This is a genomic window from Streptomyces sp. NPDC045701 (assembly GCF_056432045.1).
In genome coordinates this window covers 60,037-74,370 of sequence record NZ_JBWKJV010000004.1, presented here as the reverse complement: position 1 = coordinate 74,370, position 14,334 = coordinate 60,037, and the positions used below count along the sequence as shown (strand labels likewise).

The 14,334-nt window shown below is 74.9% G+C and carries 14 protein-coding genes and 1 pseudogene; 10 read left to right on the top strand and 5 right to left on the bottom strand.

Annotated features, from left to right (window positions below):
- Window positions 1-195 precede the first annotated feature (195 nt).
- Window positions 196-996 carry a LysR family substrate-binding domain-containing protein gene (locus AC07DW_RS06275; protein ID WP_478856446.1) on the bottom strand — a complete coding sequence of 267 codons (801 nt, stop codon included), beginning with the start codon at window positions 994-996 and terminating at the stop codon, window positions 196-198.
- Between the two features lie 57 nt (window positions 997-1,053).
- On the opposite strand from AC07DW_RS06275, the gene AC07DW_RS06270 reads away from it, so the two are divergent.
- Window positions 1,054-1,458 (top strand): DUF5997 family protein, encoded by a 405-nt coding sequence (locus AC07DW_RS06270; RefSeq protein ID WP_478856445.1) that lies wholly within the window; start codon window positions 1,054-1,056, stop codon window positions 1,456-1,458.
- Window positions 1,459-1,625: 167 nt separating this feature from the next.
- Here AC07DW_RS06270 and AC07DW_RS06265 read toward each other — a convergent pair whose 3' ends face one another.
- On the bottom strand, window positions 1,626-2,498 hold the full coding sequence (locus tag AC07DW_RS06265; RefSeq protein WP_478856444.1) for a UbiA family prenyltransferase: 873 nt from the start codon (window positions 2,496-2,498) through the stop codon (window positions 1,626-1,628).
- A 104-nt stretch (window positions 2,499-2,602) separates the two neighbouring features.
- On the opposite strand from AC07DW_RS06265, the gene AC07DW_RS06260 reads away from it, so the two are divergent.
- From AC07DW_RS06260 to AC07DW_RS06245, 4 genes are read left to right on the top strand one after another with little or no spacing between them, the layout of a single operon-like run.
- On the top strand, window positions 2,603-3,682 hold the full coding sequence (locus tag AC07DW_RS06260) for a type III polyketide synthase (RefSeq protein WP_478856443.1): 1,080 nt from the start codon (window positions 2,603-2,605) through the stop codon (window positions 3,680-3,682).
- A gap of 13 nt (window positions 3,683-3,695) precedes the next feature.
- Entirely contained in the window at window positions 3,696-4,253 is a 558-nt protein-coding gene (locus tag AC07DW_RS06255; RefSeq protein WP_478856442.1) for an isoprenylcysteine carboxyl methyltransferase family protein, read from the top strand.
- Entirely contained in the window at window positions 4,250-5,272 is a 1,023-nt protein-coding gene (locus AC07DW_RS06250; protein WP_478856441.1) for an NAD(P)/FAD-dependent oxidoreductase, read from the top strand. Before AC07DW_RS06255 ends, AC07DW_RS06250 begins: the two co-directional genes overlap by 4 nt.
- A gap of 47 nt (window positions 5,273-5,319) precedes the next feature.
- The gene (locus tag AC07DW_RS06245; RefSeq protein WP_478856440.1) at window positions 5,320-6,186 is read left to right on the top strand and encodes an oxygenase MpaB family protein; all 867 of its coding nucleotides are present in this window, start codon (window positions 5,320-5,322) and stop codon (window positions 6,184-6,186) included.
- 14 nt (window positions 6,187-6,200) lie between these two features.
- On the opposite strand, the pseudogene AC07DW_RS06240 reads toward AC07DW_RS06245, so the two are convergent.
- A pseudogene (locus AC07DW_RS06240) lies at window positions 6,201-6,617 on the bottom strand (DoxX family protein); the annotation flags it as partial.
- 161 nt (window positions 6,618-6,778) lie between these two features.
- Here AC07DW_RS06240 and pgm point away from each other — a divergent pair.
- The 5 genes from pgm (at window position 6,779) to AC07DW_RS06215 (ending at window position 12,440) form a co-directional block, all read left to right on the top strand.
- On the top strand, window positions 6,779-8,419 hold the full coding sequence (pgm, locus tag AC07DW_RS06235) for a phosphoglucomutase (alpha-D-glucose-1,6-bisphosphate-dependent) (protein WP_478856439.1): 1,641 nt from the start codon (window positions 6,779-6,781) through the stop codon (window positions 8,417-8,419).
- A 413-nt stretch (window positions 8,420-8,832) separates the two neighbouring features.
- Window positions 8,833-11,100, top strand: a complete 2,268-nt coding sequence (locus AC07DW_RS06230; protein ID WP_478856438.1) for a sensor histidine kinase — start codon at window positions 8,833-8,835, stop codon at window positions 11,098-11,100.
- On the top strand, window positions 11,097-11,501 hold the full coding sequence (locus tag AC07DW_RS06225; RefSeq protein ID WP_344361870.1) for a roadblock/LC7 domain-containing protein: 405 nt from the start codon (window positions 11,097-11,099) through the stop codon (window positions 11,499-11,501). Before AC07DW_RS06230 ends, AC07DW_RS06225 begins: the two co-directional genes overlap by 4 nt.
- Complete coding sequence (locus tag AC07DW_RS06220; protein ID WP_478856437.1) at window positions 11,501-11,866, top strand: DUF742 domain-containing protein; 366 nt, start codon at window positions 11,501-11,503, stop codon at window positions 11,864-11,866. The genes AC07DW_RS06225 and AC07DW_RS06220 overlap by 1 nt, the downstream gene beginning before the upstream one ends.
- Window positions 11,853-12,440 carry a GTP-binding protein gene (locus AC07DW_RS06215; protein ID WP_478856436.1) on the top strand — a complete coding sequence of 196 codons (588 nt, stop codon included), beginning with the start codon at window positions 11,853-11,855 and terminating at the stop codon, window positions 12,438-12,440. The genes AC07DW_RS06220 and AC07DW_RS06215 overlap by 14 nt, the downstream gene beginning before the upstream one ends.
- 13 nt (window positions 12,441-12,453) lie before the next feature.
- On the opposite strand, the gene lysA is transcribed toward AC07DW_RS06215, so the two are convergent.
- Window positions 12,454-13,797 (bottom strand): diaminopimelate decarboxylase, encoded by a 1,344-nt coding sequence (gene lysA, locus AC07DW_RS06210; RefSeq protein ID WP_478856435.1) that lies wholly within the window; start codon window positions 13,795-13,797, stop codon window positions 12,454-12,456.
- An 11-nt stretch (window positions 13,798-13,808) separates the two neighbouring features.
- Window positions 13,809-14,186 carry an SAV_915 family protein gene (locus AC07DW_RS06205; RefSeq protein ID WP_478856434.1) on the bottom strand — a complete coding sequence of 126 codons (378 nt, stop codon included), beginning with the start codon at window positions 14,184-14,186 and terminating at the stop codon, window positions 13,809-13,811.
- Between the last annotated feature and the right edge of the window lie 148 nt (window positions 14,187-14,334).

Here is a 14,334-nt window from a genome sequence, read left to right as displayed (position 1 = left end):
CTGGGACATGTGCGGGCCGTCATGTCGTGCCCATGACAGACAGGCCCAAGTTCAGTCGGCCAAGGGTTAGTTCATTACGTGATTCAAGAAGTGAGCGAAGACCCTGTCAAGGGTTTGGTACGGACCACACCACCCGCGGTCGACTCGGACGACCGGCGGGCGCTCCGGGATGGGGAACTCTGGACCGGCGGGAACTCAGGACCGGCCGCGGGGCTTGCCCCGCTTGCCGCCCTTGGGGGCGCCGGAACCGCCGCGCGGGCTCTTTCCGCCCGGCTTGCCGGCCTGCTTGGTGTTCTGCTTCCCGGTCTGTCTGGCGGCCGGGGGCTTCCGGCGGGCCGCGCCGCCGCTGTCGGCGCGCTTGCCCGCCGACCGGTCCGCCGGGGCCTGGGGGCCGCGCGTGCTGTTGACGGTCCGCCCCCGGACGATCCCGATGAAGTGCTCCACCAGGTCGGTGGTCGCGTCCTCCGGCCACGACAGCGCCACGCGCGACTGCGGGACGTCCGTCACCGTGCGGTACGTGAGGTCCTTGCGGTGGTGCAGGCGCGCCAGCGACTGCGGCACGACCAGCAGCCCGATGCCCGCCGCCACCAGCTCCACGGCGTCCGCCGTCGTGGCGGGACGCTCCTTCGCCGGGAGCCCCGGCGGACGCTCCCAGCCGAGGGTGTCGTCGAGCGGGTGCAGGACCACGTCGTCGGCCAGGTCCTCGGCGGACACCTCGTCCGCCGTCGCCACGAGGTGGTCCTTGGGGACCACGACCACCGTCGCCTCGGTGTACAGGGGGATGGCACTGAGGTCGGTGCGGTCAACGGGCAGCCGCACGAGGCCCGCGTCGGCGTCACCGGCCCGCAGCAGGCCGGCCGCCTCGGCGGCGGACACCTGCACGAGGGTCAGCGGGACGTCGGGCAGCCGTTCGTTCCAGATCCGCACCCACTTGGTCGGCGTCACACCCGGGACGTAGGCGAGCCGGAACGAAGGGGACGCGTCGGAGCCTGTCACGCCGCCAGGTTACCGGTCGTGGTCGGAGGTCGCGCACACGCTCGATACCCTTGACACATGAAGTCGCACCAGACCACCCAGACGATGAAGCCCGCCACGGCGGCGAAGAAGCTGGGTGTGTACCTCGAGGCCACGCCCACCGCATTCCAGGAGGGTGTCGTCTCGCGCGCCGAGCTCACCGCGCTCCAGGCCGATCCGCCCGAGTGGCTGCGCGAGCTGCGCCGCGACGGCCCGCACCCCCGGCCCGTCGTCGCGGCCAAGCTCGGCGTCTCCATCTCCGGTCTCGCGCGGGGCGGCGTCACCGAGCCCCTCACCACGGAGCAGATCGAGGCGCTGAAGGCGGAGAACCCCGAGTGGCTGGTGCGTGAGCGCACGGTCCAGGCCGAGGTCCGCAAGGAAGCGGTACGGATCAAGGAGAAGAACGCGGAGCGCACCGAGCAGTCCGGCCCGCCGCGCGACTGACCCGCCCGGGCGGCGGGTCCGGGGCACGGGCCCCGACAGGCGTGACGCGGTCGCCGGGCCGGGTCGCGGACGTGGAGGAGTCGCTCCCCGGCGGCGCGGCGCTGTCCCACGGCCACCGCGCGCGGTGCCCCGGCGGCCCCCTCCGCCCCCTGGGCGCGTGACCGGCGTCATGCCGTCGCGGCGCCCCGCCACACCAGCATCGCCACGTCGACGGCGGCGACCACGACGGCCGCGGCGAACGGCACCCGGGGCCTGCGGCGGCCGATGACGGCGCCGGCCACGGCCGTCCCCACGGCGGTCACCACGGCAAGCGCGCCCACCGCCGGGCCCACCGGACCGGGCCCGCCCGGCCGGGGACCGGCGAGGGCCAGGAGCAGGGAGGCGGCCACCAGCGGCACCGGCAGCAGCAGCCGTACCCGCGCCGGACCCAGGCGCTGCGGCCAGCCGCGTACCCCGGTGGCCAGGTCGTGACCGATGTCCGGGAGGACGTTGCCCAGGTGCGCGCCCACCCCCACCAGCGCCCCGGAGACGGCGACCCACCAGGCCGGCCACGGGCTGCCCGGCAGGCTCAGCGTGACGAAGGCGGGCAGGGCGGCGAACCCGAGCGCGTACGGCAGCCAGGACAGCACGGTCGCCTTCAGGCCCAGGTCGTACGCCCACGCGGCGGCCACACCCGCCAGGTGCACTCCGCCCGCGAGAGGGCCGCAGGCGAGGGACAGCGGTACGGCGAGCCCCAGCGCCACGACCGCCGCGCCCCCCACGGCCGCCGCGCCGACGGCCCCGGCGACCACCGGCTTGCCGCGCCGCCCGGCCGCCCGGTCCCGCGCCGCGTCCACGGCGTCGTTGCACCAGCCGACCGACAGCTGGCCCGCCAGCACGGCGGCGCCGACCAGGAGGCAGCCGCGCGCGTCGTGCCCGGCGGCCGCCGCCAGCACCGTCACCAGGACCGTCACGGCCGCGGCCGGACCGGGGTGACAGGCCGCCAGCAGGCCCATGACGGCACCGCCGCGTACCGCGGCGGGCTGTTCGGTGGCGTCCACGGGCCGAGCGTAGGCGGCTCCGGCGCCCAACGGGCGAACGTGCGGTACGGCGACACGGCACGAGGGCACACATGGGTGACCGCTGTCCCCGTCCTGGAGCGCCGATGACCCGGATCGCAGCCGTGCGTGGAGTCCTGCCGCCGCACCGGCACACCCAGCGGGACCTCGCCGACATGGCGGCCCGGCACTGCCTGCCGGCCGGGGTCGGCCGGGGCACCCTCGACCGGCTGCACGCCGGCACGGGGGTGCGTGCGCGCCACACGGTGCTCCCGCTGGACGGGTACGGGGAGCTGGACGGCTTCGGCGCGGCCAATGACGCGTTCGTCGCCGGTGCCGTGGAGCTGGGTGCCGAGGCGGTGGGAGGGGCGCTGCGGGAGGCGGGGCTGTCGCCGCGGGACGTGGACCTGCTGATCTTCACATCGGTGACCGGCATCGCCGCGCCGTCCGTGGACGCCCTCCTCGTGGGGCGGCTCGGGCTGCGGCCGGACGTCAGGCGGTTGCCGGTCTTCGGCCTGGGGTGCGTGGCCGGTGCGGCCGGGATCTCCCGGCTGCACGACTACCTGCTGGGCCGGCCGGACGACGTCGCCGTGCTGCTCTCCGTGGAGCTGTGCTCGCTGACCCTCCAGCGGGAGCTGGCCTCACCGGCCCAGCTCGTCGCGACCGCGCTGTTCGGTGACGGCGCCGCGGCCGTGGTCGCGTGCGGCGCCCGGCGGCATCCGGTCACGGCTCCCGGCGGCGGGGGCGCGGCCGGAGGCCCCAGTGTGGTGGCCGGCCGCAGCCGTCTGTACCCGGACACCGAGCGGCTGCTGGGCTGGGACGTCACCGACTCGGGTTTCCGCGTCGTCCTCGATCCCGCGGTGCCGGACCTGGTGCGCAAGAACCTCGCCGCCGATGTCGACGGTTTCCTGGCCGAGCACGGCCTGGGCCGTCGTGACGTGACGGCGTGGGTGTGCCACGCCGGCGGCCCGAAGGTCCTGGACGCGGTCGCGGAGGCGCTCGACCTGCCGGACGGCGCCCTCGACACCGCCAGGCGCTCGCTGGCGGAGGTCGGCAACCTGTCGTCGGCCTCGGTGCTGCACGTCCTGCGCGACACCCTGGCCGCGGCCCCGCCGCCGGGAACCCCCGGGCTGCTGCTCGCCATGGGCCCGGGTTTCTGCACCGAACTGGTCCTGCTGCGCTGGTAGACGGGAGAGCCCCATGGTCTGGTACACCCTGCTGGTGCTGGTCGTCGGTGTCGAGCGGCTCGCCGAGCTCGTCGTCGCCCGCCGCCACGCGCGCTGGAGTCTCGCCCGTGGCGCGGTGGAGTCGGGGCGGGGGCACTACCCGGTCATGGTGGTGCTCCACACCGCTCTCCTCGCCGGGTGCCTGGCCGAGGTGTGGGCGCTGGACCGGCCGTTCCGGCCCGTGCTCGGCTGGACCATGCTGGCGGCGGCCGTGGCCGCGCAGGGGCTGCGGTGGTGGTGCGTGCGGACGCTGGGGCCGCGCTGGAACACCCGTGTGCTGGTGGTTCCGGGGCTGCCCCTGGTGTCCGGCGGGCCGTACCGGTGGCTGCGGCATCCCAACTACGTGGCGGTGGTGGCCGAGGGCGTCGCCCTGCCGCTGGTGCACGGTGCGTGGCTGACGGCCGCGTGCTTCACGGTGGCGAACGCCGCGCTGCTCGTGGTGCGGATCCGCTGCGAGGACGCGGCGCTGGGCGGGGCGAGCGGTGCCGCCGCCGCACCGGTACCGGCCGGTGCCGGGGGCGGGCCCCGGTGATCGACCTGCTGGTGGCGGGCGGCGGGCCGGCCGGTCTGGCCACGGCGATCCACGCCGCGCTGAACGGGATGGAGGCCGTGGTGGTCGAGCCGCGTCCGGGACCGGTGGACAAGGCGTGCGGCGAGGGGGTGATGCCGGGCGGGGTGCGGTCCCTGGCCGCGCTCGGCGTCGCCCCGGACGGCCACCCGCTGTGCGGCATCCGGTACGTGGACGGACCGCACCGGGCCGAGGCCGGTTTCCGGGGCGGCACCGGGCTGGGCGTGCGGCGGACCGTCCTGAGCGCCGCGCTGGCCGGGCGCGCGGCGGACCTGGGCGTACGGGTCGTGACCGGCAGGGTCACCGGTGTACGGCAGGGCGCGGACGGGGTGAGCGCGGCGGGGCTGCGGGCCCGGTGGCTCGTCGCGGCGGACGGGCTGCACTCCCCCGTGCGCCGGGCGCTCGGGCTGGAGCTGCCGGTCCGGTCGCCCCGGCGGTTCGGGCTGCGGCGGCACTACCGGGTGGCGCCGTGGTCGGACTTCGTGGAGGTGCACTGGTCGGGGACGGGCGGCGGCGAGGCGTACGTGACGCCGGTCGCGGACGACCTGGTCGGGGTGGCCTTCCTGAGCACGGCGAGGCGTCCGTACGACGTGCACCTGGGCCACTTCCCGGAGCTCGCCGCCCGCCTGGACGCCGGTGCGGCGACCAGCGCCGTACGGGGGGCCGGGCCGATGCGGCAGCGGGTCCGGGGCAGGGTGGCCGGCCGGGTGCTGCTCGTCGGTGACGCGGCCGGGTACGTGGACGCGCTGACCGGCGAGGGCGTGTCCCTGGCGCTGGCGTCGGCGGAGGCGGCGGTGCGCTGTCTGCGGGCGGGGCGGCCGGCGGCGTACGAGCGGGAGTGGCGGCGGCTGTCGCGGTGGCACCGGCTGCTGACCGGGGCGCTGGTGCGGGTCGGCGGCCGGCGGGACACGGCGCGGCTGGTGGTTCCGGCCGCCGCCCGGATGCCGCCGGTGTTCGCCGCGGCGGTGCGTGTCCTGCAGTGACCGGCCGGCCCCTCCCGCCGCCCCGTGCGGCGGCGGATACTGGCGGCATGGACACGTTGCGGGAGCGTCTGGGCCAGGGGATCTTCACCCGTGTCGCGGGGCCCGCCGGGCCGGTCAACCGTGCCCGGATCCACGGCGCCCCGGGGCCGCGCTGGTTCGGCCCCGAGCGGCCGATCAGGACCGTCCACGGTGACGCGTCCATGTTCATCGGCGGGTTGCGGGCGCTGCTGCTGCAGTCCCTGCACCCGCTGGCGATGGCGGCCGTGGCGGCTCATTCCGGCTACCGGGGCGACCCCTGGGGGCGCCTCCAGCGGACCAGCACGTTCCTCGCCGTGACGACGTACGGCACCGCGGACGACGCGCGGCGGGCGGTGGAGCGGGTGCGGGCGGTGCACGAGCGCGTGCGCGGGGCCACCGCCGCCGGGGAGCCGTACCACGCCGCCGACCCGCACCTGCTGGGCTGGGTGCACGTGGCCGAGGTCGACAGTTTCCTGACCGCCCACCAGCGCTACGGTGCCCGCCCGCTGGACGCCGCCGGCTGCGACGCGTACGTCGCCGACACCGCGCGCGTGGCCGAGGCCCTCGGAGTGGTCGACCCCCCGCGCGACCTGGCCGCGCTGGCCGAGCGGCTGGCCGCGTACCGCCCGGAACTGCGGGCCACCCGGGAGGCGCGGGATGCCGCCCGGTTCATCCTGTTGCACCCGCCGCTGCCGTGGATCGCCCGGCCCCCGTACGCCGTGCTCGCCGCCAACGCGCTCTCCACGCTGCCGCCGTGGGCGCGCGGGCAGCTCGGCGTGCCCCGGGTCCCGGGCGTCGAGGAGACCCTCGTCCGGGCGTCCGGGCATGCGCTGACCAGGACGATCCGGTGGGCGATGAGCCCGCCCCCGCCGACCGGAGGCCCGCCCGGCCGCTAGCCGGCGTTGCTCACGCGGTACGCCAGGGACGGCTTGCCGTGCGTGTCGGCCACCGCGATCAGCAGGCCGCCCAGCAGGGAGAGGTTCTTGTAGAAGTGGGCCCGCTGGCGTGCCCGCTCCTCCGGGTCCTCCTCCGTCCAGTAGGCGTGTCCGGCCAGGGTCGTCGGGACGAGTCCGGCGGCCAGGGCGAGCGCGGAGAGGCGGGGGAGGCGGCCGGTGGCGAACAGCAGGCCCGCGCCGACCTGCACGGCGCTGCCGAGGCGGACCAGCGCGGCGGCGTCGTCGGGCAGTGCCGGTAGCCGTGCGGTGAGGGGCCGGACGACCGGTTCGGCCACCGGCGCCACGGCCCCCGGATCGCGCCAGGTGCGCAGTCCTCCGGTGACGAACGTGGATGCCAGCAGGGGACGCGCCAACTTTCGGAAAATCGCCATGCGATGCGGGTGCCCGGGGCCGCGCTGGGCATGCCCCTCGGGAACGCCCCCGAGGGGACCTCCGGAGGGGCAGTCGTGTGAAACGCGATCGACGGGCGATCATCGCTCTTGTACTGATCGCACCAACGGGATTCCCCCGACCGACATGGAGGAGTGGACGGATGCCGAACGAGCGCGCGGGGCGGCCGGCGCGGCCGGAGGACCTCATCGATGTGGCCCGGCTGGTGACCGCGTACTACGCCCTGCACCCCGACCCGGCGGAACCGGCCCAGCGCGTCACCTTCGGGACGTCGGGGCACCGCGGGTCCTCGCTGGGAGGGGCCTTCAACGAGGACCACATCGCGGCGACGAGCCAGGCGATCTGCGAGTACCGGGCCGGGCGGGGCATCGACGGGCCGCTGTTCCTCGGCGCGGACACCCACGCGCTGTCGGAGCCGGCCCGGGTGACCGCCGTCGAGGTGTTCGCGGCCAACGGCGTGACGGTGCTCGTCGACGCGGCCGACGGCTACACCCCCACCCCGGCGGTGTCGCACGCCATCCTCACCCACAACCGCGGCCGCGCCTCCGGCCTGGCCGACGGTGTGGTGGTCACGCCCTCGCACAACCCGCCGGCCGACGGCGGGTTCAAGTACAACCCGCCGAACGGCGGGCCGGCCGGTTCGGAGGCGACCGGCTGGATCCAGGAGCGGGCCAACGAGATCATGACGGGCGGCCTGAAGGACGTCCGGCGGCTGACGTACGCCCGGGCGCTGGCGGCCCCGACCACGGGTCGGTACGACTTCCTCGGCTCATACGTGCGGGACCTGCCCTCGGTCCTGGACCTGGACGCCGTGCGCTCGGCGGGGGTACGGATCGGGGCGGACCCGCTGGGCGGCGCGTCGGTCGCGTACTGGGGCCGGATCGCGGAGGAGCACCGGCTCGACCTGACCGTGGTCAACCCCCGGACCGATCCCACGTGGCGGTTCATGACCCTGGACTGGGACGGGAAGATCCGGATGGACTGCTCGTCCCCGTACGCGATGGCGTCGCTGATCGAGGGGCGCGACCGGTTCCACATCGCCACGGGCAACGACGCGGACGCCGACCGGCACGGCATCGTCACCCCGGACGGCGGCCTCATGAACCCCAACCACTACCTGACCACCGCCATCGACTACCTGTACCGGCACCGCGATCGGTGGCCGGCCGGTGCGGGCGTCGGCAAGACCCTGGTGTCGTCCGGCATGATCGACCGGGTGGCCGCCGACCTCGGACGGCGGCTGGTCGAAGTGCCCGTGGGATTCAAGTGGTTCGTGGACGGACTGGCCGACGGGTCGCTCGGCTTCGGCGGTGAGGAGTCCGCCGGCGCCTCGTTCCTCCGCCGGGACGGATCGGTGTGGACGACGGACAAGGACGGCATCGTCCTGGCGCTGCTGGCGTCGGAGATGCTGGCCGTGACCGGCCGCACGCCGAGCGAGCACTACGCGTCGCTCACCGCGCGGTTCGGTGAGCCGTCGTACGCCCGGGTCGACGCGCCCGCGAGCCGTGAGGAGAAGGCCGTCCTCGCCCGCCTCTCCCCCTCCCAGGTGACGGCCGGCACCCTCGCCGGCGAGGCGATCACCGGTGTGCTCACGGAGGCCCCGGGGAACGGGGCCGCCATCGGCGGCATCAAGGTGACCACCGACAACGCCTGGTTCGCGGCCCGTCCCTCGGGCACCGAGGACGTCTACAAGGTGTACGCGGAATCGTTCCTGGGCCCGGAGCACCTGACGCGTGTGCAGGAGGAGGCCCGTTCGGTGGTGTCGGCGGCCCTGAACGCCTGAGTTCCTCGTCCCCCCGGACGCGTTTCCGGCCGGTGGTTCCCCGTGAGCCACCGGCCGAATCCTTGCCGAGCACACGGGATTGCCCGATTGATCCCCTCTGCCCCTCTCGATAACTTCATGGCCGGTAACGGCGGTTGATTCCCCGTGCGACCTTTCGCCCGCGATGCGATCGGTGCATTTACCACGCGGTTCATGGGGAAGCAACCTCTCCGTTACCCGACTTGGCTGGTTATGATCGGCACCCGCATGTGTCACCGCAGCCGGCCCGGCCGTCCCCCACGCCCTCCCCCAGGGCGGTGCCGGTCCCGGCCGCCCGCCCGTCCCCTTCCCCCGCTCCCCGCTCCCGAGGGCCGATGTCTTCCATAGCTCCCGAAGGTCCACCCGTTCCGCCGGCACCTCGCCGGCGGCGCACGGTGCGCCTGCGCACCCTGCTCGTCCTGCTGGCCCTGGTCCCCACCGCCGCGATGGCCGCCCAGGTCGCCGTCACCGCCGACCGGCTGCTGGCGCAGTCCGGGCACCTGCGCGCCGACGTGGCGGCGGGCGAGCGGATCGGCCCCCCGCTGCACACGCTCGTGGTCGCGATGCAGACCGAGCGGACGACGACGGCCGCGCGCTGGGCGGGAACCGCCGTCTCCGAGGAGGCGGTACGCACCCGGCGCGCCGCCACGGACGCCGCCGCGGACGCCTTCCGCCGGGCGACCGCCACCGCGGGCGCCGGCACCGAGAAGTCGGACCGCCGCCTCCTGGAGATCATGAAGGGCCTCGCCGACCTGGACGCCTACCGCGAGCGCGCGGACGCCCGCATCGGCAGCGCCGACAGCGTGATCGTCTTCTACGGTGACCTGATCAGTCAGATGATCCGCTACTTCCAGGACGGGTTCAGCCACACCGAGGACGCCGGTCTCACCCAGGAGAGCCGGGTCGTCATGACCCTCTTCTCCGCCGCCGAGACGGTGGCCCAGGAGGACACGTACGTCGCGCTGGCCGGGCCGTCCAGGGAGCTGAGCACCCGCCGGTTCGCCGACTTCGTCAGCGCGGTGGGGGCCCACCGCCATCTGTACGACCGGTGGATCGTGCCGTTCCTGCCCACCGAGGAGGTCGACCGCTTCACGGCGATCGCCGGGTCGGAGGCGTGGCAGACCAAGACCCGTATCGAGAACCACGTCCTGTCCGACCACAAGGACACCGGCTCCGGCGTGCGACTGCCCCGTGAGATCACCGGCTGGGCGGCCGCGCAGCGGCAGTGGTCGGCCCAGCTGGAAGCGCTCAACACGGACCGTACCCGGGCGCTGCTCGCACACGGCGATGCCAAGGCCTCGGAGCTCGAAGCGCAGGTCACGTGGCTGATCACGGTCAGCGGCGGCGCGCTGCTGATCGTCACGCTCGTCGTGGTGTTCACCACCCGCTCGGTACTGCGCCGCCTGCGCGTGCTGCACGAACGTACGGTGACCGTGGCCGAGGAGACGCTGCCCGGCGTGGTGGCCCGGCTCCAGAGGGGACGGCCCGTCGACGACGGGGCGCTGCCCCCGGTCCGCGGCGAACAGGACGAGGTGGGCCGGGTCGGGGACGCGTTCGCCCGGGTCGTGGCCGTGTCCGTGGACGGGCACCGGCGGCTGGCGGCCGAGCGGCAGGGCTTCGGCATGTTCGCCGCCGGCATCGCCTCCCGTACCGGCAACCTGGTCAGCCGCCAGCTGGCCCTCACCGAGGAACTCCAGGACACCTTCGGGGCCGACGCGGCGCTGCTGGCCCAGCTGATGCGGGCCGACCAGCTGACGGTGGGCATGCGGCGGCAGATCGAGAACCTGCTCATCCTGGCGGGCGGCGAGATCCCCGACCCGCACACCGAGCCCATGCGCGTCGCCGACCTGCTGCGGGAGGCGGCGGCGGAGGTCGAGGACTTCCGGCGGATCGACCGGCAGGCCCTGGACGAGATCAGCGTGGAACCCCGGGTGATCAGCCAGATCAGCCACCTCCTGGCGGAACTGCTGGACAACGCCACCCGGTTCTCCCCGCCGCGCTCGAAGGTGGTCATCCGGGCGGAGGTGGTGGCCGACGGCCTGTCCATCGAGGTCGAGGACCGCGGCCCGCGCGTGACGCCCGCCACGTACGCGGAGATGAACGGGCGTCTGCGCTCGGCTCCGCCGTACTCCGTCCTGGCCGAGAACGCGCACCGGCTGGGCCTCTTCGTGGTCGGCCACCTCGCCGACCAGCTGGGGGCCACCGTCACCCTGCGCCGCTCGGTGTACGGCGGTACGTCGGCCGTGGTGATCGTCCCCCGGGACCTGCTGGTTCCGACGGAGCGGGAGCCCGAGCCCGGGGCGGCTCCCGCCCCCGCCGCGCCGGCCCCGCCCGCGCCGCGCCCGGCCCCGGAGGACCGGCCGGGTCCCGTCCCGCGCGCGGCGGGCCCGCTGCCGTTCCGCCGGAACCCGGCCCGCCCGGCACCGGAACCGCCCGTGGCGGGCCGGCCCTCCCCGGACCGGCCGGACGCGGGCGCCGCGCGCCCGGCCCTGCCCGAGCGGGTGCCGCAGACCCATATGGCCGAGCAGCTCCGCGAGACGCGCGCGACGGACACGGCGGTCGCGCCGGACGAGGCGACGCCCCAGGAGGTGGCCGACGCCTGGGACGACTACGAACAGGGCACCCGCACAGTGGAAAACGAACTCCGACAGGATCAGCCATGACGACGACATCGAACGACATGATCTTCAGCGTTCTGGACAACAACCTGAGCCGCATCGCCGGCATCCAGGGAGCCGTCCTCCTGTCCAACGACGGGATCAAGCTGAGCGCGTACATGCTGGACCGTCCGCAGGCGGAGCGCATCGCCGCGGCGTCCTCGGGCATCGCGTCGACCATGAAGGCGATCTCCCGCGAGATCGACGGCGGCCGGGTGATCCGTCAGCTGGTCGAGATGGACGACCGCTACCTGTGCATCGTCGGCTGCGGCGAGGGCAGCACGCTGATCGTCGTGACGTCCCGCAAGGCCCGCCTCGGGGAGCTGGGCGGCGAGGCCGTCCGGACCGCGCAGGCGCTGGGCGAGTGGCTGGGCACACCTGAGCGCACGCAGACTGCCACGTCGTAATGTCCGACGAGCCGCAGCGTCGAAGCCGTCGCAGGACGCGGCTGTACGCCATGACCGATGGCCGTACAGCCGCGGCTCACACCGTCCTCACGATGGACACCACCATCACCGCGGCCGTCGCCGAGGACGCCCATGACGGCCTGCCGACCGAATGGCAGGCCGTCCTGTCCCTGTGCCCGGCACCGGAGGGGCGGGCGGTCGCCGAGATCGCGGCGCGGATGGGGATGCGACTCACCCCGATGACGCTCGTCCTCGGTGAGCTCGCGGACCGCGGGCTGATCCACCACCGGCCGCCCCTGGAGGCGGCCGCGACGACCAACGTCCACCTGCTCATGAGAATCAGGGACAACCTTGCCCGGATATGACACCCCTGCCCAGGAAGCGGCCCCCGTCAAGATCCTGATCGCCGGGGGGTTCGGCGTCGGCAAGACGACCCTGGTGGGGACGGTCTCCGAAATCGAACCCCTGCGTACGGAGGAGCGGCTGACGGCCGCCGGGGTCGGCGTCGACGACCTCGACGGGATCGAGTCGAAGTCGGCCACCACCGTGGCGATGGACTTCGGCCGCATCACCCTCGACGACGCCGGGGTCGTCCTCTACCTGTTCGGCACGCCGGGTCAGGAACGCTTCTGGTTCATGTGGGACGAGCTGCTGAACGGGGCGCTCGGGGCGGTCGTGCTGGTCGACACCCGCCGCCTGGACCGGAGTTTCGCGGCGGTCGACTTCTTCGAGAGCCGAGGGCTGCCGTTCGTGGTCGGCGCCAACTGCTTCCACGGCGAACAGCCGTACACCGAGGCGGAGATCCGGGCCGCCCTGCACCTGCGCGACCCCCGCACGCCCGTCCTGATGCTGGACGCCCGGGCCCGCGCCGACGTCCGCGAGGTGCTCCTCGCGCTCCTGGACACGGTCATCTCCAGGGTGCGGACGGCGCGCGTCTGAGGCCGCGGGGCGTTCAGAGTCCGACGTCCCTGCTGCGGAAGTCGGCCGGTGACTCCCGGCGGACGAGCAGCCGGGCACGGCCCTCGGCGACGGCGACGACCGGTGGGCGGCCCACGAGGTTGTAGCCGGACGCCATGGACAGGTGGTAGGCGCCGGACACCGGGACGGCGAGCAGATCGCCGGGGTGGACGTCGCCGGGCAGCTCGACGTCCGCCGCCAGGACGTCACCCGCCTCGCAGCGCCGTCCCACGACGGTGACCGGGCGCGGGGCGGCTTTCGTCAGCCGGCCGACGAGGCGGGGCGTGCAGCGCACGCCGTACAGGGCGGGTCCGGGGTTGTCGCTCATGCCGCCGTCCACCGCCACGAACACCCGCTCGCCCGTGTGCTCGACCGCCAGTACCCGGTAGAGCGCCACGCCGGCGGGGCCCACGACGGCGCGGCCCGGCTCGATCAGCAGCCGGGGCACGGGCAGCCGGGCGGCGGCACAGCTGTCCGCCAGGGCGGCGAGCACGGTACGGGCCAGCCGGGCGACGTCCAGGGCCGGTTCACCGGGGCGGTACGCGACGGCGTGACCGCCGCCGAGGTCCAGCTCGGGCAGGACGACGCCGTGCGCGTCGCGGACGCGGGCCATCAGGCCGACCATGCGGCGCACGGCCGTGGCGTACGGCTTGACCGAGGCGATCTGCGAGCCGAGGTGGCAGTGCAGTCCGGTCAGCTCGAGCTCCGGCCGGTCCAGGACGCGGGCGATGGCGTGCTGGGCCGACCCGTCGCTGATCGCCAGGCCGAACTTCTGGTCCTCGGTGCCGGTGCGGATCTTGTCGTGGCCGCCCGCGCTGATGCCGGGCGCCACCCGGACCATCACCTTCTGGCGGCCCTCCGGCCCCAGGGCGGCGGCGAGCCGGGCGATCTCGGAGGCGCTGTCGATGACGACGCGGCCGACCCCGAGACGTAACGCGGTGTCCAGGTCGTGCGGGGACTTGGCATTGCCGTGCAGGACCATGTTCTCCGGCGGGAAGCCGGCGGTGACGGCGAGCTGGAGTTCGCCCGCCGAGCACACGTCGAGGCCGAGGCCCTCGTCGTCGGCCCAGTGCACCATGGCGCGGGACAGGAACGCCTTGGCCGCGTAATACACGCCGGCGTCGGGGAACGCCCGCCGGTAGGCCCGGCACCGCGCGCGTACCTCGTCCTCGTCCAGGAGGTAGACGGGGGTGTCGAACCGGTCGGCGATCCCGGTGAGCGGCACGCCGCCCACGGACAGGTCGCCGTCGGGAAGCTGCCACGTCGAGGCGGGCCACAGGGGAAGGTCGCTCCCGTCGGGCGTCGCCGTGGTCGTCGGGGGCGTGTCGAGGGTGGTCATGAGTGGTCCTTTCAGCCGGTCGGCAGGGCCGGCGCCGGTGCCGGGCGGACGGGGCGGGCCGGAGGTGCCGAGGGTGATGGGGCGGGGGGTGCGGAGGTCGCCGCAGGAGCGGTGAACCGGGGGTCCACGGTGACGGTGGTGACGCCCAGCGGTTCGGTGAGCGTCCGCAGGGCGGGGCCCGCGAGGCGGATCCACGGCTGGTGCGGTCCGAGCGCGGCCCTGAGCCGCCGGCCGGTGGTGAAGCCGACGGCGGTGCGACCGCCGGGCGGGGTGCGGAACAGGTGTACGACGCAGCCGTGGGGCCCCGGCCGGACGGGGACGTACAGGGCTCCGGCCGGGGCGGGCCGGGGAGGCTCCGGATCGTCGTCGCCGCGCGGGAGCTTCGCCATGGCTTCCTCCTGGAGGGTCCCCGGAGCGAGGAGCGAGCGGACCCCGGCGCGGGGAGGCCGCCGGGGCGTGCCTGGACGGTATGCCCGGCCGCCCGGGCCGTTGACCCGTCGTTGACGGCGTGCTGACGGGCCGGCACCGGCCTTTGAC

What these genes read in the sequence shown, in the direction of transcription:
- AC07DW_RS06270 (WP_478856445.1), top strand. Translation starts at nt 1,054, where the DNA reads ATGAAGTCGCACCAGACCACCCAGACGATGAAGCCCGCCACGGCGGCG.
- AC07DW_RS06260 (WP_478856443.1), top strand. Translation starts at nt 2,603, where the DNA reads ATGACCCGGATCGCAGCCGTGCGTGGAGTCCTGCCGCCGCACCGGCAC.
- AC07DW_RS06255 (WP_478856442.1), top strand. Translation starts at nt 3,696, where the DNA reads ATGGTCTGGTACACCCTGCTGGTGCTGGTCGTCGGTGTCGAGCGGCTC.
- AC07DW_RS06245 (WP_478856440.1), top strand. Translation starts at nt 5,320, where the DNA reads ATGGACACGTTGCGGGAGCGTCTGGGCCAGGGGATCTTCACCCGTGTC.
- pgm (WP_478856439.1), top strand. Translation starts at nt 6,779, where the DNA reads ATGCCGAACGAGCGCGCGGGGCGGCCGGCGCGGCCGGAGGACCTCATC.
- AC07DW_RS06225 (WP_344361870.1), top strand. Translation starts at nt 11,097, where the DNA reads ATGACGACGACATCGAACGACATGATCTTCAGCGTTCTGGACAACAAC.
- AC07DW_RS06220 (WP_478856437.1), top strand. Translation starts at nt 11,501, where the DNA reads ATGTCCGACGAGCCGCAGCGTCGAAGCCGTCGCAGGACGCGGCTGTAC.
- lysA (WP_478856435.1), bottom strand. Translation starts at nt 13,797, where the DNA reads ATGACCACCCTCGACACGCCCCCGACGACCACGGCGACGCCCGACGGG.
- AC07DW_RS06205 (WP_478856434.1), bottom strand. Translation starts at nt 14,186, where the DNA reads ATGGCGAAGCTCCCGCGCGGCGACGACGATCCGGAGCCTCCCCGGCCC.